The sequence below is a fragment of the Frankia torreyi genome (genome assembly GCF_000948395.1).
Lineage (GTDB): Bacteria > Actinomycetota > Actinomycetes > Frankiales > Frankiaceae > Frankia > Frankia torreyi.
On record NZ_JYFN01000014.1, the window covers coordinates 91546 to 113256 of the forward strand.

The following is a 21711-nucleotide window of genomic DNA, read 5'->3' on the forward strand; positions in this document are numbered from 1 at the left end:
GCGGACTCCACCCGACCGGCCACCGAACGCTCTCGCAGAGCGCGGCGCGTCGCTCGCACCGGAGGTGAAGAGCAGGCAAAAGCTGACCGCGACGGCGTCTCGGCTACGGTCGGAGCGCGGACACGGACCCGCCGCGCCGCGTCACCCCGCGCCGGGCCTCAGCGCGTACCAGAAAGTCCGCACGGGGCTACTCATCGATCCGGCTCGGGGACTGTGCCGTGACCGTGGCGGAGCCGAGTTCGGCCGGGACGTCCAACGCCGTGATCAGTACGTCGATGCGCAGCCGAAGCTCTGTCGGTGGTCCGTTCACGAGACCGGCGGAGGGGTCTGCGGGGTCCACGGCGAGCGGGATGCTTCCGGCCAGGACTGCGCGGGTGTCGGTGTCCCCAAGGGCGCGGTCCGCGAAGTACCTCAGGTCGCGGACCGCGGCGGCGAACAAGCGCGGGTCCTGGTCCGCGAGTGCCTGTTCAAGCTGGCGCAGGGCCGTCGCGACCGTCCTGGTTCTGGCGTCGCGCCGTTGCCAGTGGTGCGGGGGCAGCGACCAGCGGGCCGCCGAGCGGAGCGTCCGCGCGGCCGACGCTCGCGAGTCTTCGTCCGGCCACGGCTGGACGTCCGGTTTACTGTTGGTCATCCGTCCCTCCGCGGACATGGGATCACCACCCCGTCAGCGCCGTAGGCCCGCCGGCCACACGACCGTGACCGGCTTTCCCAGCTGACCGGCGTAGGCGACGACATCGGCCGTACCACCAAGACCGCGGGCCGACAGTCCGTCCCAGACCGCGAGAAGCTCGTCGGCTTCATCGACGACGGCACGGCCCGCCGCGAAGAACGCCTCTTCGGAGGCGGCCCCGAAATCCAGCAGGCACGACTCGTCGGCAAGCCCGAGCAGCTCACGATAGGCGGCGATATCTGTCTCCACCTGAAAGGTCGCGGCATAGTCGTGGCTGGGAATAATCGCCCGAAGCGAGCCGCCGGCCGCGAGCACGGCTCGCGCGAAGAGCTGGTCGGCTCCTGCCGCGAGCGAGCTCAGGCCGACCAGCGGGCGCCCGACCGAGGCGAGGTACGCCTGCATCTCGCGGGTGATGTACGGAACGCCCTCGGGCGGCAGGTTCTGATGACCGGAGAACCCGACGGTGGTCATAGTTTCCCCTGGCGTGCGAGTGTCCAGTAGTGCTCGCCCAGCCGGGTGAGCCGGCAGGCCTTCGAGTTGATGGCGGCCCAATAGAGGTGATCCTCACCGACCGGCTCGACCAGTTTCACGGCGCGCGCGGCCTGGAGCAACGAGAATTCTGCCTCATGTCTGTCGTCGTGCGGCTGCTCAGTCGGCTCGTAGGACGGGTCGAGTGGTAGATGGTAGGTCGACTCCGGAAAGATTTCGGCCAGTTGTCGCAGCTTCTTGCGCGACAGGTCAGGTCGTATCTGCCGGAGCTCGTGAAGTCGGTCTATGTTGGCCTTGAACGTGGGACGCTGGTCCCAGGGCCCGAACATCTCGGTAAGGTAGGCATATAGCCCCGCGAGGGTCACCCTGCCCAGCAGATCCGCCGCGCCCCCTTTCAACGCATGCTCAAGGTGCGTAGCGAAGACCCCACGCCCAGCGGTCTCCGCAGCGGTCTGGTCACCACGGGCGGCGGTGATGATCGAAACACCCGAACGCAATGTCGCGGAGGCGGATCCGAGCTGCGGCACGCTNCCGGCCCTACCGGAGAAGCAGCAGTCGAGGAGTATGACGACCTCGGGAACCGAGCATTGCTGAACCAGCGCGAGAACCTGGGATAGCGGGACGCCCGGCGTCTTTTCGGTTCCGTCCATGGTGGTCAGGACGACGTCGTTCTGCTCCGGGTACCCGTGGCCGGCAAAGTACAGCAGTGCGACGTCGGCCGCCGGGGCGAGCAGTCTCTGCAGGTTGGCCAGCAGGTCGTCCCGGGTGATCAGCTCGCGGTCGCTGGTGAGTGAGACGCAACTGAAATTGGGCTCGTCGTCCTCGTTCCATTGGAGCAGTGGCTCGAGCGCGCGAACGTCACCACAGCACCCTCGCAGACGCCGGAAACTGTCGTACTCGTCGATGCCCACGAGCAGGGCGCGCTTCACCACAGCCCACCCGAATGCCTGGTCAACAAGATTAACCCCCGTAAATCCTGCTTCTGGACGCCGTTTCCGGCGCTCCAGATGATGTACCGCAGAGTGTAGTCTCGTGCGGTCCGTGTCCGTAAGCCCCCCGCCGGCCACCGGCCACCGGGCGCCGCGTCGCCAGCCCGGTCTTCAGGTGCCGCCGCCTGGGCAGCGGGACGGCGAGTCGAAGCGCTCTCTGGGCGGGCGCGTCGCGCTCACTCCGCCGGGGTGCCGGGCGGATCTGCCCACGTGCCTGCGCTGTATCGGTCGGCGATCGCCCGGAAGACCTGATTGTGGCGATAGTGCCGCAGGACCGCACGCAGCAGGTCGCGGTACGGCGTCGCCACGAGCCCGCTTTCCAGCTCGTGGAACACCTCGCCCCACCAGGCCCGCGCACTCAGTCCCGTTTCCGCCGGCAGGCGGCGACGCGGTACGCCCAGCTCCTCGAGGAGCTGGCGTGCCCTGATCAGGTCGGCGTAGACGTCGGCCAGCTCGTCCAGGAGCGTCAGGCGGTCCTCGCCGGCGAGCTGCAGGTCGAACACGGCCCCGTCCACTGGTTCGGAGACGACGCCGAGCCGTTCGCAGACACGCACCACCTCGCGCGCCCGCCGCCCCGCCGTCCGCAGGTAGCCCGCGCCGTCCGCCAGCACACCCAGGAGGTGCTCGGCGCACCGCTGGTCGTCGCCGAACGGGTCGGCATACCCGGTCGGGATGACCTCCCGTGCGGTGAGCGCCCGCATGTTGGCGGCGGCGACCTCCACGTTGCGGCGCAGGTCGTCGATGGTCATCCGGACGGTCTGTTCATGGAAGGAGTCGGTACGAAGCTGGGCGAGCCGTCCCGCGAGGTCCGCGTCCACGCTGTTGACGAGCCGCGAGGACGGGCCGGCGCCGAGCAGGCCCGTCTGGGCCAGCCGTCCGCCGATCTCCTTCGCCGTGCCGTCCAGGCGGTGGCGCAGCCGGTCGGCAGTGGTTCCGGCGGACCAGACCCGGCCCTGCAGCCGCATCTTCGCGGCCTGCGCCAGGTAGAGCGCCAGGGCTGGGGGCGCGGTGTCCCCGGACGACCAGGTCCAGGTACCCAGCGCGGCCTCGCGCGCCGCAGCGGCCAGGACGACCAGCCGACGGAGGGTCCGGTAGTCCCCACCGCCCCCCGGCTCCCAGACGGCGAACCCCGACATGGTCGTGCCCCCGCGGGCCTCCCAGCCCGCGGCACGGGTGAACTCCGGTAACGCCGCCGAGCACGCCCGGGCCAGGGACGGACTCGCCGCGTGGGGGTAGTGCGCGAAGACGTCGAATTCGGGCAGCAGCGCCTGGTAGATCCTGGTCTCGTCCACGAACTCCGAGCGGAACGGCGCGCTTGCCGTCTCCCAGCGAGCGTCCAGCGCCGACCAGCCACCTCGACTCACGGCCACGGTCTCGCCGCCGGACGCACGGGTGGACGCGCCGCCCTCGCCGTCCCCGCTGGCACCGTCTGCGCTGGCACCGTCTCCGCTGGCACCGTCCCCTGAGCGGCGCGGCGACTCGGCGGGCGCGAGGATCGCCGAAAGACACAGCAGAGCGTGCTGGCGCCGCAGCACCGTCTGGAACACGCCACGCCCGTCATCGGGTGCCTGCTGGACAGCGAGCAGGTCGCCCGCCCGAGCGGCGGGCAGGGAACAGGGCAGGTCGGCCGGCACGCCGACCACGTGAGCCGGCTGCGACAGGCCCAGCACCTCGCGGCAGGCGTACCACAGGCCGCGCATCCGCGCGTAGGCCCGTTCCCCAAGCGGGCCCTCGTCGAACGGCGTGACCAGATGGACGACGAGCTCGGCCGAGCGCATACACCCTCCCCACGCCGAGACCGATGATCGACGCAGCTATTGTCGACCTTCGACGGTGGCGGGAACACGGCGGGACTCGATCAGCCACGGCCGAGGCCGCGGCCGTCGCCGACGTGCTTGCCCCCGAGGTGCTCCGATCGCGCGGGTCCGGTCGGCTCAGGGCGGGATCCGGCAGCACGTCGCGCCATAACGGGGGGCAGCATGGCGATGACACCGGACCGGCGAGAAAGCCGACGACCGGGCCGACGATCGGGCCGACGGCCAGGCCACGGAAGCAGGCGCGCCAGGATCGGCGCCCGTCTGGCCGCCGCGGTCCTGGCAGCGATGTTCAGCCTGAGCTGGCTCACCGCGCCGGCCGAGGCCTCCGCAGCCACCACCCCCACCACCACCTCGGCGCCCCGGCTCATCACCGCACCGCCGCCGATGCCGGCGGCCGGGCCAGCGGGCTGGCGGTTCGTCGGGCAGGGGCCGGGCCAGACGATTCTCGCGGGCACCTCGGCACGGTGCCCGAGCCAACTGCGACGCTGGGACGGGGTCGCCGGGTTCCGCGTGACGGTGACGCTGTTCGACTGCCAGACGGCCCAGGACGCTGCGGTTGCGCTCTGGTCGCTGACGGTTCAGGCCGTCAACCACGCCCATTACACGCAGACGGAGCTTCCGGACCACTCGCTCCTGCTGGTCTGCGCCCAGAGCCGATCCGGCCCCTGCTCGCTGGACGCGTTGGCCCGGGGTCGGCTGCTCATCGTCGTCGGGGCCGCGGCGCCACCGGGCTCGACCCTCAACGAGGTGGACGTGGTCGAGCGGACGGCGGCGGCCCAGGCCCGGCTGACCCCGGGTCCGAACACCGACATCGTCTCGCAGTGGCGGGCGATCAGCTCCAAACGCGTCAACCAGACCCTCGCCGCGCTGCTGGTCGCCTACCTCACGATCATCGGTCCGTGGGCGATGGCTACCAGGCCGCTGCGCGGCGAACGGTACGGCGTCCGTGCCGGTGACAGTCGGTGGATCGACGTCACGCGACCCGCCAGCCGGCTGAAGCACTGGGTCCGGCTGCGTGCGACAGCGCGAGCCCTGTTCCTCCTTCTCGCCGCCGCGACCGCGGCCCCGGGCAGTATCAGTATCGGCTCAGTTCTGGGTCTCCTCGTGCTGGCGATCCTGGGGTGGATCCGGCCGTTGGGCAGGATCGGCGGCTGGCGGCCGGCCCGGGTACGCGGCCTGCGGGTCTTCGCGTCGCGCAGCGCCTGGATCAGCCTCGTGCTCGGGATCGTCAGCGTCGGCCTGCTCGCGGCGGCGGTGCTGGCGGTCCTGGTCCCGGTAGCGGCGCTCGCGTCGGGCATCTCCCAGTCGCCGCTGTTCGTGGACGGCTCGCTCGACCTGCGCTACGTCAACGTGGCCGGCCTCAATCCGGTGTTGCGGCTGTTCGTGTTCACGCTGACCCTGCCGCCGCAGTACGCTCTCGAGATCGCGCTGGCCACGGCCGTCGGGCTGGTGGCGGCCGCGACGCTGCTGCGCCGGGCCGGCCGGCGCTTCGCGCTTCCCTCGAAGCTTCACCTGCCGCCGCCGTACGTCCTGTATCTGCGGAACTTCAGTGACGACAAGCTCAAGATGTCCCCCAGCGCGATCGGGCGGACCAGCCTGGTGGAACGCCTCAACCCGTTCGCCCGCCAGCCGTTCGAGGAGATCCTCGCCCGCCACCTCAACCGGCTCGCGCCGGTCGTCACGGCCAAGCCGCCGGGCAGCCGCCTACCCACGATCGGCGCCGCGCGGCTGACCCTGCCCACCGGGAAGGACGGGGAGGCGTGGAAGGAGGTGGTCGAAAGGTACGCCGTCGCGGCGAGCGCCGTGGTGGTCGCCGCGACGCCCGAGGCCGTACAGCCCGGCCTGCGCTGGGAACTCGCTCTGCTCGACCGCGACCGCGCGATCGGGCCGGTACTCCTCGTCCTCGGCCCGCACCCCCGCAGGGACCTCGTCACCCGCTGGAGCCTGTTCGTGGCCGCAGCCCGGGTCTACCCCCGCTTCCGCGCGCTGGATTCCTACCGGGACGACGGTCACAGCGGAGCCATCGTCATGGTGCTCGACCCGGCGGTCGGCTGGGTGACGTGGGGCGCCGGGGCGCGCACGGAGTGGACGTACGCCGCCGCGCTGTCCTCCGCGATCGACTATGCCCGCGCCCTGGGCCCGGCATCGGGCCGGATCGCACCGGCCGCGTAGTGGTCGACGCCCCGTGGCGGCCCACGCCTGGCTGCCGCTAGGGAACATCTCTTCGCGGCAGGATGCCGGCCGCCCGCGCCAACTCCGGCAGGCGCTCGTCGAGGTTCTCCAGATTGATGCCGAGCACGGCGTCCCGGACCAGGCCGACGACGTCGCGCTCGCTCAGGCCGGCGGCGGCCAGCGCCTGCACGGCCGCCCCGTCCGGGTCGACCACAACCGCGAGGGCCAGTACTGCCGGCGGCACCGGCCCCAGCTCCCAGTGGGCCGCTATCAGGCCGGCGAGCCGCAGGGCACGCAGGCAGGTCCCGGTCAGCCGTGCACCGGCGTAGGCAAGGGCCGGCGCCGAATCCGCGTCGGCGACGTGGAGCCCTGCCAGGTAGTCGGGGTCAGCGGTGTCGATCCAGACACGCCGCCAGTCCGCGCCGTGGTCGACGGCGGGTAGCGCGAGGAGGACATCGCGGGTGTCGACCGGGCGTCCCTCGGTCCTGCTGGCCAGGTCGCGGAACACGTCGGTCACCGTGGATGCCACCGGCGCGCCGCGCAGCGGATCCCAGTCACACGACGCGCCGGGTGCCGTCCCCTCGCCGGCACGCGGGAGGGCGCCCCCGGGCCGCGTCGCCGCCGGTCCCGTCATCACCGGAGCCTCCGGCACCTCCGGCATCCCCGGTCCCGTCGGGGCCGCAGGGGCCTCGGTCAGTGCCAGGCGCGCGACCGCTGACCGGTCGTATCCCCGTTCGGCCAGGAGGAACTCGGCGGCGAGGCTCATCGCGACGGCGTAGGTCCACTCGGTGCGGCGGCGGGCGCCCCATACCCGCCAGGAGCCGTCGGCGGCCTGGACCGCCACCAGCGTCCCCGAGTAGACGACCTGCTCCAGCCGCTCCGGTGGCCCGGCGTGGCGAACGTAGTGAAGCAGCCCAGCCAGCCGAGGCTGCCCGGCGGCGGCGGTGAGGAACAGCCGCCACCGCGGGGTCAGGTCCTTGGCCGAAAGCGGCGGCACAACGAGGCACAGAGGCGCGTTGGCCGCCGCAGCGTCGAGCCGCGGCGCGGCGCGGTCCACCGCCGCGAGATGCTCCGACCCACCCACCAGGGCGACCACGGCCGCGCTCGGCTCCGTCGCCCGCTCGAACGGCGCGAACGGTCCCAGCCGCCCCAGCCACTGCTGTGCGAACGGGCGGAACGGGCGACGGCGCGGCCAGGCGAAGCGATCGACGAGCGGCGCGGCCACCACGCGGGCGGCGAGCCGGAACTCGTCCGGTGGCCAGAGCGCGCGGACGGGCGGCCCGAGCGACGGGCCCGACGCTCCACCAGCCGCAGTGCTCGGCACCGGCACCGCGGTCGGGACTGGCACCGCGGTCGGGGCTGGCACCGCGGTCGGGGCTGGCACCGCGGTCGAGGCTGGCACCGGCGGCGCGGCCAGGGCGATGCGGGCGGCCAGGCGCCGTGCCACGACCGCCGTGGCCAGGCACAGGGCTCCGGCGAGGGGTCCGGCGCTGGCGGCCCGCCCGATCGGCGCGAGCCAGAGCACCAGCGCGCACACTCGGCTCGTGCCTGAGGTCGCGTCCAGGTAGGTCGGGTCGAACCAGCCACCCCGGAGCATCGGCGCGTCCTCGAGCCCGCCGGTCGACAGCAGGTACTGCGCGACCAGGATGGTGAGTCCGGCGCCGAGGAGCACCGTGGCCGCGCTGGTCAGCGCCCGGTACCGGGCGTCCCGGCCGGGGAGTGTGCGGGTGGTCGCCCGCATCACCGCGGCGACGCGCGCCGTCCTCGGCGCCAACATGGCCGGCGGCGGCGCCCAGGCGACGATCGCGAGCACCGCCGCCGAGCACAGCGACCAGATCTGCACCCGCGCAGCGAGAACCATGCCCACGACCAGCACCACCGTCGCGGCGCGCGCGGCCACCCGCACGCGGCGCGCCCAGGCCAGGCGACGGGCGAGGCGAGTGACGTCGTACCAGCGCGGGTCGCCCCGCCGCGTCGCGTAGCGGCTTCGCCAGACCGCGTTGAACAGCGCATACGGTCGGAAGAACAGCGCCCACCAGCCGAGGGTCAGCAGGCCGGAGAGGAAGCCGGTCGACGAGTGCGGGTCTGGTGGGCCGCCCCGGTCCGGCGGATCGGGCAGGAGCGCGGACTGCTGTGCGGTCACCGTGTCCAGGACGGCGGTCGCGTCGAGGTGGGAGGTGTCCGCCAGCTCGACCGAGCTGAGCACAACGGTCCGACCTGATTCGAGGACCTCCCCGGTCAGCCTGGGCAGGCCGCGGTCGAGAGGCGGAATCAGGATCAGAACACGGTCGGCGTGCCGCTTCAGCCGAACAGGGTCGCGGTCAAACGGGCGCAGGAAGCGCCAGGCGTAGACCCCGGCGTCCGTCGCCGTCCGGCAGGTGACCACCCGCAATGACACGGTCACGCCGGTCGCGCGCCAGGCCCGCGCCGCCGCCGGGCATCCCGCGTCCACGCCCGGTACGGAGAGCCGGCCGGTCACGCGCGAGGCGAGCGTCCAGCTCCCCACGCCTTCGACCTGCGGCTGGTCGATCATCGCCGGTGTCGGGGACGACGTCCCCGTCGAGGCGGCGAGCGCGGGCGAGGCCGCCGCGGTGCTGGTCACCAGCATCACGCCGGCGACCGCACCAGCGACCAGAGACCAGCGACCAGGCCGTTTCGCCCTCGGCCGCGCGATACGAAAGAATTTTCCCCCCAGCACCTCGCCAGGATAGCCGGGGACGATCTTCCTCCCGACCGGGAGGGCCACCCCAGGCGACACCTGACGAGGCGCCACGGTTGCTGCTTTCCTAGCTAAGGTAATCCGGGGGGATTGCTTGACTACGGGGGCCGAGCAATGAAAAGCGTCATCGCCAGTACGATCTTCTTGTTTCCGTTCATCGCCATCGCGGTGTTCATCGCGGTCAGGGCCGTGCGCGCACGTCGGCGCAGGGAGACGTACGACCTGCCCCCGGCCTCACCGTCCTGGACCGACGTCGGTTCGGAGGTCGGCCGGATCCGGCGACGTTCGCTGGCGTGGGCGACGGTGGTGGTCACGCGCCGGANGATGGTCGGTGGCGGCGTTGTGGTCTTCGTGGCCGATTACTTCGGCGCGGCAGAAAACCTGACCGGCGACCGGAGCCCCAGCGGAGGCGTCCCGTTCTTCGCGACAGTCTGTGCGCTGATACTCGGCGGACTGGCGCTCACTCCGCTCTGCCGTGCTCTGCGAGACCCGCTCTACTCCGACGAGGTCTATGAGACCGACGAACGCCGGCCCAGCAGCGCCATCGGTCTTGGCCTGCGTTTCATCGCCAAGCTGTTGATCCTCCCAGCGGTCTTCACCGCCGCGGCGTTCCAGGTGGGTGACCTGATCACGCTCGGGAGTGTGGGCCAGAGCCAGGCCGACGGAGCCGGCCCCTCGCTCACCAGCGTGGCGGGCTCTTTTCTGCTGAGCGAGATTTTCCGCTATGGCCTGGCCGCAGCCATGCTCGCCCTGCTCGGAGCCGCCGCGGTTGCCCTCGACCGGCTCGGACTGCGCCTGCTGACCGAGGAGGCACAGACGTTGCTGCAGCGTGATCCGCGCCGACCGATCCTGTACCTGCGCAACTTCGGCGACGACGAATTCAGGATCGAGGCGGCCGGCCCCAGCAGGCGCGGCCTCGTGGGCAAGCTGGCCCTTCGCCGGACGCGACCGTTCGAGGAGACCTTCGCCTGGCGACTCAACCAGTACGGCCCGCTGATCGCCGCCAACGACCCGAACATCCGGCTTCGCACACTCGGTGCCGCCAAAATGCATCTCCCGCACGTCAACTGGAAGGATCAGGTCGAGGCCTACGCCGCGGACAGCCTGGCTGTCGTGATCTCCGCCACCCCGACAGAGATCAACTGCGGACTACTGTGGGAGCTCCGGATGATCGCGGAAAGACTGCCCCACCAGCGCGTCATCCTCCTGCTGCCACCTCGACGGAAACGGGAGAGCGAGCAGGGTTGGACCGCCTTCTGCAACGCGGTCTCCGGCTGGGCCTTCTTCGACGGAGCACGCGCGGCGAACCCGACCGGCGCCGCCCATCTGCTGGTGCACGTTCCTGGCGAGGGCTGGCGTGCCTGGGGCGCGGCCACCCGCACCGAATGGACCTATGTCCTTGCCGTGCGCGGCTGCCTGGACTACGCGACAAAGGCGTGGCAGCGGACGGCCCCCTGGCTCGCCGACGCCCGACCGGCGGCCGCGCGGCACCGGCCGATGGCGGCGACCGTCCGCGTCGGGCTGCGGTTCATGTACGCCGGAATCGTGTTGACTCTTCTCAACACCCTGGTCACCGTGCCCATGCTGAGCCGGAACTACGGCAACGCCGCGCTGCGCGAGGCAAGCCAGGACCCGATCGGTAACAGTGACCTCGTCGTCAGCCAGGCCGCCATGACAATCAGTTGGTTCGAGCTGGGCGGTCTCGCGGCGACGGCCGCGTGGACCTGGGTCGCGTTCCGTTGCCGGAAGGGAAACAACTGGGGCAGGGTCCTGGCCACCTGCGGCTGCCTGCTCGGCACCCTCTTCCTGCTGGCCAAGCTGCTCGGAGACACCCGCGCACACTCATGGGTCAGCTCCATAGACGCGGCGACGGCGCTGGCGGGTGTCACCGGGGTCGGGCTGATGTGGGCCGGGGATTCCGAACAGCACTTCGACTCGCCCACGCGGGCGACCGCGATGCCCGCGTCCGTGCGGACCGCGCTGCGGCTCATGTACCTCGGCATGGCTCTGACCCTGGCGGACGTCGTCGACATCGGGATCACCCGCTACTTCGGCTATCGCCACCTCGCCGGCCACAGCGACGCACTCACCGCCCAGGATGCGTACGCGCGCCTCGTCGGCGGTCTCGTGCTCCTGGTGGCCGGCGGCCTGATCTGCGAGGGTCTCTGGCTTTCGGCTGTGCTCGGATGCCGCCGAGGCGGTCACTGGGGGCGGATACTGGCCACCATCTACTTCGTTGTGGCGACCTTCGGCATCCTCATCAGACTGCTCGTCGAGACGACCCTCAGCGGCCGCCTGCTGGACCTGACCGTCCTCCTCGTCGCCGCGACCGCCCTCTGCCTGCTGTGGAGCAGACCATCGGGGCGCTACTTCCGCCCCCAACCCGGCCCCGCACTCGCCTACCCCGGCCCACCAACCTGGTACCCCTGACCGAGGCGGCGGTTCGGCTCCCTATGGCACGGTTGGAAACCCTGATCCGCACCGGACGGACCCGGCGGCGGGTCGTAGCGTCGGGGCACGCCGACCGTCGGCCGCGCGTGCCGCACCCGGCGCGGGGCGGCTCGCGGACGGCGCGCTGCCGCACGCCACCCGGCGAAGGGGTACACCGTGGGCCACGCTCTTCACCATGCCCTCGAGACGAGCGCCGACTACGACCTCGGCCTGACCGTGACGGCGGGCCGATGGCCGGCCGGCCTCGCCGGGCACCTGTATCTCATCGGCCCCGCCCAGCCGACCGAGGTCGGCTTCATGTTCGCCGGACCGGGGATTCTCACCCACGTCGATCTTGGCGCCCGGCACTGGCGGACGAGCCGGGTGCGCACCCCCGACCTGGCATTGTTCGCCGCTCTGCGCCAGGCCCTGCCGGCCGCGGACTTCGCCGCGCTCACCCTCGGTGCGCGGCCGTCGCTGACGAACGTCGCCCCGCACCTGTTCGGTGACCGGCTGATCCTCACCGGCATCAGCCAGCGCCCGGTCGAGGTCGACCCGATCACTCTCGACTTCCACAGCTTCCTCGGGGGCGTCGACGAGTATCCGGAGGTGGCGGCGCACCCGCTGTTCGCCGGGGTGCGGACGGCGGCCCATCCGGTCGAGGATCTCGACGAGGGCTGCATGTGGTGGTGCAATACGCGGCTGCGCCCGCAGGGCACGTCGACGACGGACGTCGAGGGCACGCTGTGGGTGGCGCGCTGGGACGGCGCCGGGGCGGTGGAGACGTGGTGCGTGCCCGGCGCGCATCTCGTGCAGGGCGTCCACGAGGTGACGGTGACGCAGGACTACGTCATCGTCACCGAGATCGGCTTCCAGCAGGAGCCGGGCAGCGTCGCCGGCCGCAACCGCACGAAGCCGCACCTGCCGTTCACCGACATCTACCTCGTCGCCAAACGGGACCTGACGGCGGCCCGGCGTGGCCGCACGGTCCCGGTGACCCACGCCCGCGTCCCCTACGAGTCGTTCCACCACTTCGCCGACTACCGTCAGGACGGCGACGACGTGACGCTGTACATCGCGCACTCCAACGGCTGGGACCTCAACTACAGCCTGGCCGCCACCGACCGGGTCTGGCGGTCGGGCGCCGCCCTCGCCCCGGGGCTGCACGGGTTCATCTCGGCGCCCGTCGACGCCTCGCCCGTCGGGCGCTACGTCATCGACGGTCGGACGGGCGAGGTCCGCGACAGCCGGCTGTTCCTGGCCCCGCACCAGCACTGGGCGACCCTGCTGTACGGCCGCGACCTGCGCCGCGGCGCGCTCGAACGAGGCCGGTACCTCTGGCAGGCGTACTGGGGATGCGACCCGGAGATGCTCGTCGACCGGATCGTCGACCTGTACGCCGCGCACCCCTGGCGCGTCGTCCCCGTGCACCGGCTGCCGTCCCAGGAGATCCCGTCCTCGCTGGTCTGCCTCGACGCGGAGGCGATGACGGAGCAGTCCTCCTGGTCGTTCCCCGCCGGCACGGTGGGCGAGTCGCCGGTGTACGTGCCCGATCCGGCGGGCGGCGCAGGCTGGGCGGTCATCGTCGTGCACCACGCCGACCGCAGTGAACTGCAGGTCTTCGACGCGCTGGCGCTGGGGGCCGGACCGGTGGCGATCGCCGGCGCACCCGGGCTGAAGCTCTCCGTCCAGTTCCACTCCGCCTACAGCCCGACGCTGCGTACGCGCCCGGCCGACTACCGGCGCTCCTTCGCCGATGACCTCGACCCGAGCTGGAGGGACCTGCCCGCGGCCGCCCGCACGGTGATCGCCCGGGTTCTCGAGCAGTACGGCTGAGGCACGACGAGGGAGCGAGGAAGCGAGGAAGCGATGTACGACGTGATCATCGTCGGGGCGCGCTGCGCGGGCTCGCCGCTGGCCATGCTGCTGGCCCGCCGCGGCCACCGGGTGCTGGTCGTGGACCGGGCCACCTTCCCGAGCGACACCGTGTCGACGCACTTCATCCACCAGACGGGCCTCGCCCGGCTGCGGGACTGGGGGCTGCTCGACCGCCTGCGGGCGACGGGGGTGCCGCCGGTGCGGCACATGACCTTCTCCTACGACGGCATCCACGCCGAGGGTTTCGCCGAGGCGATCGACGGCATCACCGAGGTCCTCTGCCCACGCCGCACGGTGCTCGACGCGCTGCTCGTCGACGCGGCCCGCGCGGCCGGGGCCGAGGTGATCGAGGGCTTCACCGTCACCGCCACGATCGTCGCCAACGGCCGGGTGGCGGGGATCCGGGGATACCACTCCGACGGCACCGAGCACGCCTTCGCCGGGCGGTTCGTCGTCGGCGCGGACGGTGTCGAATCGGCGATCGCCCGGCTGGTGGGCGCGGAGGTCTACCGCGACGTGCCCGCGAGCGGGTTCGTCTACTACTCCTACTTCGACGGCCTCGACTGGGGCTTCCACAACCGGACGGCGCACGGGCGGCAGTTCGCGAGCTGCCCCACCCACGACGGGCGCACCATGGTCGCGGTCATGCGCCGTCGGGACGCCTACGGCGAGTTCCGAGCCGACGTCGAGGGCAGCTTCCGGTCCGTGCTGGCCGCCGTCGTGCCCGAGTTCGGCGCGGACCTGCGGGCCGCCACGCGGACGGAACGCTTCCGAGGGCTGCGCTACGCCGACAGCTTCTACCGCCGGTCCCACGGACCCGGCTGGGCCCTGGTCGGCGACGCCGGCTACCACAAGGACCCGCTCACCGCCTGGGGCATCACCGACGCCTTCCGCCACGCCGAGCTGCTCGCCGAGGCCCTGCACCGAGGGCTGGCCGACGAGTCCCCGATCGACGGGGCCGTCGCGGACTACGCGTCACAACGCGACCGGGAAAGCGCGGGCACCTTCGCGTTCACCGTCGCCGTGGCGGCACTCACGCTGCCGCCGTTCCTGCACGCGGCGCTGTCCGCGGCGACGCGCAGCCCGGCCTACCGCGCGAAGTTCTTCGCCATGGTCGGCGGGGGCTACCCCGGCGAGGAGTTCTTCGCCCCCGATCGCCTCGCCGACCTCTACGAGGAGGTCGGCATGCCCCCCGCCCTGCGCCTGCTGCCCCCCGCTCCGGCGCCCGTCACCCCGTCCTGACCAAGCCACCCAGTCCTGACCAGCCACTCGGTCCTGACCGGCCATTCAGTCCTGACCAGCCATTCGGGAGCTGTCATGCCGCAGGTAAGCGATGAGCTCGTCACCGACCGGCCGATCGAGGCCGTGTTCGACTTCACCACGACGGCCGGGTACTGGCCGCGGTGGCACCCGACCGCCCGACGTGTCGCGGGGGAGGTCGACCGCCCGGCCCAACTCGGCGACCGAATCGGCGAGCAGGTCACTGTCGCCGGTGTCGACAACACCGTGACCTGGACGATCGTCGGCTGCGACCGTCCGCACCGGCTGGAGTTGACCACCAACGTCGACGCCGGCCGGGTGCGGATCGGCTACGACCTCGCCGTTCTGGCCGACGGACGGACCCGCTTTCGCCGGACGGTGGACTTCCCCGAGCTGGGCCCCGCGTTCGCCGAGGCGATGCGGGCGCAGTCCGTCGAGGGGCTCGCCAACCTCGCCCGCCTGCTGACCGAGGGCGCCGCCGACCCTGCCGCCGACCCCGTGGAATGACCCCGCCCGGCCGGCGCCTCCTCCGGTCCGCTCGGAACGCCCGCCGGCCGCCCGGCCGCCCTGGCTAGAGACGCGTCGCGGTCCGGACGAGGCCGGCGACGGCTCTGGAGCGGCTGTGCGGTGGCCACGCGATGACCGTCGTAACCGTCGGCGCGTCCAGCACCGGCACGGCGGCGAGGTCGCCGCGCAGGTGGGCTCGGCACGAGTCCGGCAGGATCGCGCACGCGCGACCGAGCGCGATGAGCTGCAGCAACTGCGTGTGGTCGCGAACCGGCGGACCGGGGCCGTCCGGGTACGCGCCGTCGAAGACGTTCCTCAACGCCGTCACCGTCCAGTACGCCGAGGAACTGCACGACACGAACATCCTGATCAACGCGGCGTGCCCCGGATTCACCGCGACCGGCCTCAACGGCTTCCGCGGCGTCCGCAGCCCGGAGCAGGGCGCGGCGATCGCGATCCGGCTCGCGACCCTGCCCGACGACGGCCCGACCGGCGGTTTCTTCGACGACGCGGGGGTGGTGCCCTGGTGACGTGCCCGGCTGCCCGCGATCAGCCCGCCGGGCCGTGGTCACGGATTACCGGTCCGGGCAAGCTCGGGGCGATGCCGGTTGATCCGCTGCCGCCGGCGGGCGAGGAGGACATCCGCGAGGGCGTCCGCGCGTTCCATGTCGTCGAGGGTGGCCCGGGATCGTCCCTCCACCTCGAGGATGGCGGCGAGGAGCTCCGCGGACAGTCTCATCCGCGCCGCCACCCGCGCCACGCTCGGCGGGAGGCCGCAGGACGCCCGGTCCGACAGCGGGCGGCCATCGCCGGGACCGACCACCTGCGACGGGATCCGACCGTCCGGCGTGACGCGACCCGTAGGACCGGCATGATCCGTAGGGGCGGCGTGACCCCTGGGCGCGAGGTGGCTCTTGGGCGCGATGCGACCCTCGGGGGCGAGGCGGGGCCGGACTCCGAAGAGATCGAACATACATTCGATTCTGGCGAAAGCGGATCGTCCTGTCAAGGTCGGCCGCCCCCGGGGTCGGGTCGTCAGCCGGCTGTGCGTCGTCCAGGACACCAGCTCGGACCGGGCGAGCTGCGCCGCTCGACCCTGCTCAGCTCGTCGTCGCGCCACCGGGCACGCGATCCCTGCGCCCACCAGGAACTGCACCCGGCTCGCCAGCAGCCGCAGCAGGTCGCCCGGCTCCCCGCCAGACGTGACGGCGATCACCGCAGGGCGATAGGTTGACGATGATCCAATTCTGCTCTGGAGGTTCCATGGCTACAGCCTTCGTCACCGGCGCGAGCCGGGGCATCGGCAAGGCGATCGCCCTGTCCCTGGCCGACGCCGGCTACGACCTGGCCGTCTCGGCCCGCACCGTCCAGCCGGGCGAGATCCGCGACAACGCGCTGACGGTGCACCACACCGATTCCCGACCCTTACCCGGCAGCCTGGCCGAGACCGCCGCCGAGGTCGAGGCCCGCGGTCGCGAGGCCCTGATCGTGCCGTGCGATCTGACCGACCGGGCGTCGGTCGAGGCGGCCGCGCGTCGCCTCCTCGACACCTGGGGCGGCGTCGACGTCATCGTCCACAACGGGCGTTACATCGGCCCCGGGATCATGGACGTCTTCCTCGACACCCCGCTCGAGGCCTACGAGAAGATGTTCGAGGCCCACTGCATCGCCCCGGTCATCCTCACCCGCGCGCTGCTGCCGGCGATGCTCGCCCGCGGCGGCGGGGCCGTCGTCACCATCACCTCCGGCGCAGCGTGGCTCGTCCCGCCCGCCCCGGCCGGGCAGGGCGGCTGGGGGCTGGCCTACGCCGTCGGCAAGGCGTCGGGAAACCCGCTGGTCGGGGTCCTGCACACCGAATACGCCGGGCGTGGGCTGCGCGTGTTCAACGTCGAGCCCGGCTTCGTCGCCACCGAGCGCAACGAGATCTCGGTACGCGACTACGGCCGGGAACTCGTCGGGGCCGCTCCCCCCTCGGCGATCGGCGCGACCGTGCGCTGGCTGCTGGACAGCCCCGACGCCGACTCCCTGCTGGGCACGACGATCGAGGCCCAGGACCTCTGCCGGGCCCGCGAGCTGCACCCCGCCTGGTAGACCGCGGCGGGGTTCCCGCCCGGCCGGGCGGGAACCCCGCGATCAGTCGATCAGCGGTGCGTCGATCGGCGCGAATCCATCGGCGATGTGTTCCGCGCGCCGGGCCGCCGCGCGGGACGAGCCGCCCAGAAGCACCGGCGGCCCCGGCTGCCGCACCGGCACGGGTGTCACCCGGACCGTGGTGCCGCGGCGGCACCGTACAGCTCCTGTGTCGAGCGCCCGAACTCGGCCGGCACCCGCATGTCGCACCGCAGGCCCACCCGCATCGGGTTTCGGGACGCAACGGCCGCAGCTGACGTCGTTGTCACGGTCACCTCAGTTGCTGGTCGTCGTGCGCGGGCAGCGGACCAGGCGGAAACCGGCGCGTCTCCGCCTTCGAGCGTGTCGACGCCTGACCTGTCTGACGACGGACCTGTCTGACGACGGACGTGTCTGACGACGGACGTGAATCCGGCGCAGGGGTGCCCCGCGGTCATTCGATGCGGCCGACCAGGGTGCCCACCGGGTAGGTCTCCTCCGGCACACCGAGGATCTCCAGCGTGCCCGCGGCGGGCGCCTCGATCTCGGTCTCGGTCTTGTCGGTCGCCAGGACGTAGAGCGGCTGGCCCGCCTCGACGGCGGCGCCGTCGTCGGCGAGCCATTCGCCGATGATGCCCTCGGTCATCGTCACTCCGAGCTGGGGAATGCGCAGTTCCTCCGCCACCGGGCGTGTCTCCTTCGACTGTTCGCGGCCCTCGGCCGGTGCCTGCTTTGGCGCATGGTTGGGCGCACGGTTGGGTGCAGGTATCCGTGCACGGTCCGGGGCACCGATCCGTGCACGGATCGCCGGCTCGGTCAGAGCGTGGATCGGATGGCCGCCGCGATCCGCGACCGGCTCGGGATGTAGGCCTCCTCGAGGGACCGCGCGTAGGGCACCGGCGTGTCGGGCGCGGTGACCCGGACGACGGGTGCCGCGAGCTGGCCGAACAGCTCGGCGTGGATCGTCGCGGAGAGCTCGGCGCCGAAGCCGTTGCGCCGCACCGCCTCGTGGACGATCACGGCCCGGCGGGTCCGGGCGACGGAGCCGAGCAGGGTCGCGGTGTCGAGTGGCTGCAGGGTGCGCAGGTCGATCACCTCGACTCCCACCCCCTCGCCCGCGAGCTGCTCGGCGACCGCCAGGCAGTCGGCCACCTGGCGTCCGTAGGTGATCACCGTGACGTCATCGCCCGCGCGGGCGATGTTCGCCTGGCCCAGCGGAACCCGGTAGTCCCCCTCGGGCACCGGGCCGCGGGCGGCGAAGTACAGCCCGGTCACCTCGACGAACACGCACGGGTCGTCGTCGAAGATGGAAGACAGCAGCAGGCCCTTGGCGTCCGCCGGGTTGCTCGGCACCACCACCTTGAGCCCGGCCGCGTGCACGAGCTGGGCCTCGAGCATGTCCGAGTGCTGCGCGCCGAAGCCGCCGCCCGCGCCGGTGGCGGTGCGCACGGTCAGCGGCACCGGGGTCCGGCCGCCGGACATGTAGCGCAGCTTCGCGGCGTGGTTGACGAGCTGGTCCATGCAGACGTGCACGAAGTTCATCAGCATGATCTCGGCGACCGGCCGCAGGCCCGAGATGGCCGCACCGATGGCCGCGCCCATGATGGCCTGCTCGGAGATGGGGGTCATGCGCACCCGGTGCGCGCCGTGCTTCACGCCCAGGCCCTTGTGGACGCCGAACCCCCCGCCGCCGGGCTCCTGGATGTCCTCCCCGAGCGCGAAGACCGCCGGGTCGGTGCTCAGCGCGACGTCGAGGGCCTCGTTGATGGCCTGCACCATGCCGAGCGTGCGGGCCGTCTCGGGCGTCGCCGTCCCTGCGGTCGTCATGCCGTCACTCCGTCCTGCGCGGTGTCCGCGTACACGTCGGTGGTCAGTTCGCTCACCGCGGGCAGCTCGGCGGTCCGCGCGAACTCCCAGGCGTCCGCCACCTCGTCCGCGGCGGCGCGTTCGACCGCGGCGAGCTCGTCCTCGCCGACGTGGACGGCGAGCTGCGCCCGAAAGCGGACCAGCGGGTCGGCGGCGATGGCGGCCCGCAGTTCCTCCGCGGGCATGTAGACCTGCTGGTCGCCCATGATGTGGCCGCAGAACCGGAAGGTCATCGCCTCCAGCAGCGTCGGGCCGCCGCCGGACCTGGCCCGCTCGACCGCGGCGCCGGCGGCGTTGTACAGCTCGATCGGATTGTTGCCGTCCACCGTGACCCCGGGAACGGAATACGCGGCCGCCCTTTTCGCGATCCGGTCGACCGACGTTCCCTCGCGCAGCGGGGTGTATTCGGCGTACTGGTTGTTCTGGCAGACGAAGATGACGGGCAGGCGCCAGATCGACGCCAGATTCAACGATTCGTGAAAGGCACCGATGTTGGACGCACCGTCGCCGAAGTTGACCACGGTGACCTGGTCGGTGCCGCGAAGCTGGGCCGACAGGCCCAGCCCGTTGGCTATCGGCAGGCCCGACCCGACGACGCCGGTGGTCACCATGAGCCCGTACTCGGGCGCGGTGACGTGCATCGGGCCGCCCTTGCCCGCGCAGGTGCCGGCCGCCTTGCCGAGGTACTCGGCCCACAGCTCGCGCAGCGGCACACCCTTGGCGATCTGGTCGTGCAACCCGCGGTAGGTGGTGACGACGTAGTCGTCGCGACGCAGGTGGGCGGCGACGGACGCGGCGGCGAACTCCTGCCCGCGCGGCGAGTAGTACATGCCCCCGATTGCGCCGCTGGTCATCAGGGAGCGGTACTTCTCGTCGAACCGCGCGATCCGGGTGGCGGTGCGGAACAGGCCGAGCTGGACGTCGATCCCCGGCGACGCGGAGAAGTCGACCGCGTCGGCGGAGTCCGGGGGTGCCGAGATGCTCACGTGAGCTCCCCTTGCCTGGAGTGAACGGCGTGGCCGGGACGGCCGGCTTGACTGGAATGGCCGCCGGCTTGCGCGGAGTGGCCCGACTGCGTGGAATGGACGGCTTGACCGAAATGGCCGGCTCTGCCCGCCGCATGTGCACCGGCGCGCCGGCCCGAGAAGACGGCGTCGGCGAGGGAGAGCCCGGACACGTAGCTGTTGCTGCACAGGCCGACCGCCGCCCGACCGCCGGCGTACAGGCCGGGCACGATCGATGCGTCGCGGCGCAGAACCGCGCCGCTGTCCCCGTCGACCACCAAGCCGCCGAGGGTGATGAACGGGAACGGGTAGAGCGACGACGTGCGGGCCGAGACGTCCACCGCGTAGTAGGGGCCGTCGCCGATCGCACGGTGGAACTCGCCGGTCTTGCCGAACCGGTCCGGCAGGCCGGCCGCCGCCGTGTCGTTGTACTCCCGGACCGTCTTGTCCAGACCAGCCGGGTCGATGCCCACCCGGCGGGCCAGCTCGCCGAGAGTCGCGGCGCGCCGGTGGCCGGCGGGGCCGAACAGGTAGGCCAGTTGGGGGAGGTGGAAGAACGCCGACTGCGTGCGGATCTGGCCCCGGGCCCGACGCCACGTCTCGGCGTCGACGATGAGGTAGCCGCGGGCGTGCTGCTCCTCGACGAGGGGCGCCGAGAAGGTCGCGCCGTAGAGCTGCTCGTTGGCGAAGCGGTCGCCCTGGTCGTTCACGGCGATCCCGCGCATGAAGTCCGAGGGCGGGGAGAGGAACCGCCAGCCGGACATCTTCTCCAGGTGCGAGGTGGCGGCGTCCACCGTGGCGGCGAGGTCGAGGGCGGCCCCGGTGTCGCCGGCCGTGCCGAGCGCCGTCAGCCCAGCCCAGGCGGGGGCGTGGCGCGCGACGAGCTCCCGGTTGAAGCCGTGCCCGCCGGTGGTCAGCACCACCCCGCCGGTCGCCCGGACCCGCCGGGGCACCGAACGCCGGCGGGCGGCGGCGACCCCGACCGCGCCGAGTCGGGCCCCGAGCGCCGGATTCCACACGTGGGCCTTCGCCGCGAGCTCCGTGTACGTCCGGTGCCATCCGCCCGGTTGGCGTCCCGGCGGTGGCGCGTCGTAGTCGACGCCGACCACGCGGCCGTTCTCCACGACGAGGCCGCGGGCCTCGGCGAGCGGGCGAAACGTGACTCCCAGGCGCAGCGCCGAATCCCGCAGCCGGCCGTAGAAGGTCGCCCCCGAGAAGTTCTTCGCGTGGGTACGGTGCCCCCGCGGCGCCGGGGGCGCGACGTCGGCGTAGCCGGAGGCCAGTTCGTTGCCGGAGTAGTAGAGGTAATGCCGGTTCGTCGGGTAGGACGTCTTGTAGGGGCACAGGCTGCCCTCGAACTCGACCCCCTGCCGGCCGAGCCATTCGACCATCTCCCGGCTGCCCTCGACGAACTGGCGCAGCGTTTCGGCGGAGACGGCGTCGCCGACCTCCAGGCGGAGGTACTCGTACATGCCCTCGACCGTATCGGTGACCCCGGCCTGGGTCTGCTGGGCCGTGCCACCGCCGGCGTAGACGACGCCGCCCGAGTGCACCGTCGAACCGCCGCCGTAGAAACGGTCCAGGACGACGACGGAGGCGCCGCGCTCGGCGGCCGCGATCGCCGCGCACGCCCCCGCCCCGCCGAACCCGACCACGACCACGTCAAACGTCTCGGCGGCTTTCTGTGCGGCAGTCTCGGCGGCTTTCTCGGCGGCTGTCTCGCCGGCGGCTGTCTCGGAACCAGCGGTCGCGGACAAGCGGGCCGGTTCGGCTAAGTGGGCCGGTTCAGATAAGTGGGTCG

At 72.3% G+C, this 21711-nt stretch carries 16 protein-coding genes and 1 pseudogene; 6 read left to right on the forward strand and 11 right to left on the reverse strand.

Annotated features, from left to right (window positions below; all coding sequences use genetic code 11):
* Window positions 1-187: 187 nt before the first annotated feature.
* From FF36_RS11325 to FF36_RS11340, 5 genes and pseudogenes are all read right to left on the reverse strand, one after another.
* Entirely contained in the window at window positions 188-631 is a 444-nt protein-coding gene (locus FF36_RS11325; RefSeq protein WP_128423291.1) for a hypothetical protein, read from the reverse strand.
* A 33-nt stretch (window positions 632-664) separates the two neighbouring features.
* Entirely contained in the window at window positions 665-1141 is a 477-nt protein-coding gene (locus tag FF36_RS11330) for a hypothetical protein (protein WP_044884980.1), read from the reverse strand.
* A partial coding sequence (locus FF36_RS37690; RefSeq protein ID WP_479686780.1) for a hypothetical protein occupies window positions 1138-1689 on the reverse strand: 552 nt, incomplete at its 5' end. The genes FF36_RS11330 and FF36_RS37690, both read right to left, overlap by 4 nt.
* A gap of 1 nt (window position 1690) precedes the next feature.
* Window positions 1691-2226: pseudogene (locus FF36_RS40750) on the reverse strand (caspase family protein); the annotation flags it as partial.
* Between the two features lie 98 nt (window positions 2227-2324).
* Window positions 2325-3926: a CATRA conflict system CASPASE/TPR repeat-associated protein gene (locus FF36_RS11340; protein ID WP_044884982.1), complete on the reverse strand. Its 1602-nt coding sequence runs from the start codon at window positions 3924-3926 to the stop codon at window positions 2325-2327.
* Window positions 3927-4250: 324 nt separating this feature from the next.
* Between FF36_RS11340 and FF36_RS11345 the strand changes: the two genes are divergently transcribed.
* The gene (locus FF36_RS11345) at window positions 4251-6137 is read left to right on the forward strand and encodes a hypothetical protein (RefSeq protein WP_044884983.1); all 1887 of its coding nucleotides are present in this window, start codon (window positions 4251-4253) and stop codon (window positions 6135-6137) included.
* 37 nt (window positions 6138-6174) lie between these two features.
* Here the strand turns inward: FF36_RS11345 and FF36_RS34105 are convergent, their stop codons facing one another.
* Window positions 6175-8739 (reverse strand): hypothetical protein, encoded by a 2565-nt coding sequence (locus FF36_RS34105; RefSeq protein WP_128423292.1) that lies wholly within the window; start codon window positions 8737-8739, stop codon window positions 6175-6177.
* Window positions 8740-11463: 2724 nt separating this feature from the next.
* Here FF36_RS34105 and FF36_RS11360 point away from each other — a divergent pair.
* From FF36_RS11360 to FF36_RS11380, 4 genes are all read left to right on the forward strand, one after another.
* The gene (locus FF36_RS11360) at window positions 11464-13122 is read left to right on the forward strand and encodes a carotenoid oxygenase family protein (protein ID WP_044884986.1); all 1659 of its coding nucleotides are present in this window, start codon (window positions 11464-11466) and stop codon (window positions 13120-13122) included.
* A 33-nt stretch (window positions 13123-13155) separates the two neighbouring features.
* Complete coding sequence (locus FF36_RS11365; RefSeq protein ID WP_044884987.1) at window positions 13156-14406, forward strand: NAD(P)/FAD-dependent oxidoreductase; 1251 nt, start codon at window positions 13156-13158, stop codon at window positions 14404-14406.
* Window positions 14407-14481: 75 nt separating this feature from the next.
* Window positions 14482-14931: an SRPBCC family protein gene (locus tag FF36_RS31475; protein ID WP_052681053.1), complete on the forward strand. Its 450-nt coding sequence runs from the start codon at window positions 14482-14484 to the stop codon at window positions 14929-14931.
* A 239-nt stretch (window positions 14932-15170) separates the two neighbouring features.
* The gene (locus FF36_RS11380; protein WP_242422438.1) at window positions 15171-15461 is read left to right on the forward strand and encodes an SDR family NAD(P)-dependent oxidoreductase; all 291 of its coding nucleotides are present in this window, start codon (window positions 15171-15173) and stop codon (window positions 15459-15461) included.
* A 38-nt stretch (window positions 15462-15499) separates the two neighbouring features.
* On the opposite strand, the gene FF36_RS11385 is transcribed toward FF36_RS11380, so the two are convergent.
* Window positions 15500-15670: a hypothetical protein gene (locus tag FF36_RS11385; protein WP_370657147.1), complete on the reverse strand. Its 171-nt coding sequence runs from the start codon at window positions 15668-15670 to the stop codon at window positions 15500-15502.
* Window positions 15671-16194: 524 nt separating this feature from the next.
* On the opposite strand from FF36_RS11385, the gene FF36_RS11390 reads away from it, so the two are divergent.
* The gene (locus FF36_RS11390) at window positions 16195-17022 is read left to right on the forward strand and encodes an SDR family NAD(P)-dependent oxidoreductase (RefSeq protein ID WP_044884990.1); all 828 of its coding nucleotides are present in this window, start codon (window positions 16195-16197) and stop codon (window positions 17020-17022) included.
* Window positions 17023-17494: 472 nt separating this feature from the next.
* On the opposite strand, the gene FF36_RS11395 is transcribed toward FF36_RS11390, so the two are convergent.
* From FF36_RS11395 to FF36_RS11410, 4 genes are all read right to left on the reverse strand, one after another.
* Window positions 17495-17725: a lipoyl domain-containing protein gene (locus FF36_RS11395; protein WP_044884991.1), complete on the reverse strand. Its 231-nt coding sequence runs from the start codon at window positions 17723-17725 to the stop codon at window positions 17495-17497.
* A 131-nt stretch (window positions 17726-17856) separates the two neighbouring features.
* Window positions 17857-18867, reverse strand: coding sequence for an alpha-ketoacid dehydrogenase subunit beta (locus tag FF36_RS11400; protein ID WP_044884992.1), 1011 nt, complete (start codon window positions 18865-18867; stop codon window positions 17857-17859).
* Window positions 18864-19892, reverse strand: a complete 1029-nt coding sequence (locus FF36_RS11405) for a thiamine pyrophosphate-dependent dehydrogenase E1 component subunit alpha (RefSeq protein WP_082121835.1) — start codon at window positions 19890-19892, stop codon at window positions 18864-18866. The genes FF36_RS11400 and FF36_RS11405 overlap by 4 nt, the downstream gene beginning before the upstream one ends.
* Entirely contained in the window at window positions 19889-21667 is a 1779-nt protein-coding gene (locus tag FF36_RS11410; protein WP_242422439.1) for an FAD-binding protein, read from the reverse strand. Before FF36_RS11410 ends, FF36_RS11405 begins: the two co-directional genes overlap by 4 nt.
* Window positions 21668-21711: the final 44 nt, after the last annotated feature.

Bases quoted from the DNA above. Each gene is read 5' to 3' on its own strand.
- FF36_RS11365 (WP_044884987.1), top strand. From the start codon at position 13,156: ATGTACGACGTGATCATCGTCGGGGCGCGCTGCGCGGGCTCGCCGCTG.
- FF36_RS31475 (WP_052681053.1), top strand. From the start codon at position 14,482: ATGCCGCAGGTAAGCGATGAGCTCGTCACCGACCGGCCGATCGAGGCC.
- FF36_RS11340 (WP_044884982.1), bottom strand. From the start codon at position 3,926: ATGCGCTCGGCCGAGCTCGTCGTCCATCTGGTCACGCCGTTCGACGAG.
- FF36_RS11390 (WP_044884990.1), top strand. From the start codon at position 16,195: ATGGCTACAGCCTTCGTCACCGGCGCGAGCCGGGGCATCGGCAAGGCG.
- FF36_RS11330 (WP_044884980.1), bottom strand. From the start codon at position 1,141: ATGACCACCGTCGGGTTCTCCGGTCATCAGAACCTGCCGCCCGAGGGC.
- FF36_RS11345 (WP_044884983.1), top strand. From the start codon at position 4,251: ATGTTCAGCCTGAGCTGGCTCACCGCGCCGGCCGAGGCCTCCGCAGCC.
- FF36_RS11385 (WP_370657147.1), bottom strand. From the start codon at position 15,670: ATGAGACTGTCCGCGGAGCTCCTCGCCGCCATCCTCGAGGTGGAGGGA.
- FF36_RS11400 (WP_044884992.1), bottom strand. From the start codon at position 18,867: ATGACGACCGCAGGGACGGCGACGCCCGAGACGGCCCGCACGCTCGGC.
- FF36_RS11380 (WP_242422438.1), top strand. From the start codon at position 15,171: ATGAGCTGCAGCAACTGCGTGTGGTCGCGAACCGGCGGACCGGGGCCG.
- FF36_RS11325 (WP_128423291.1), bottom strand. From the start codon at position 631: ATGACCAACAGTAAACCGGACGTCCAGCCGTGGCCGGACGAAGACTCG.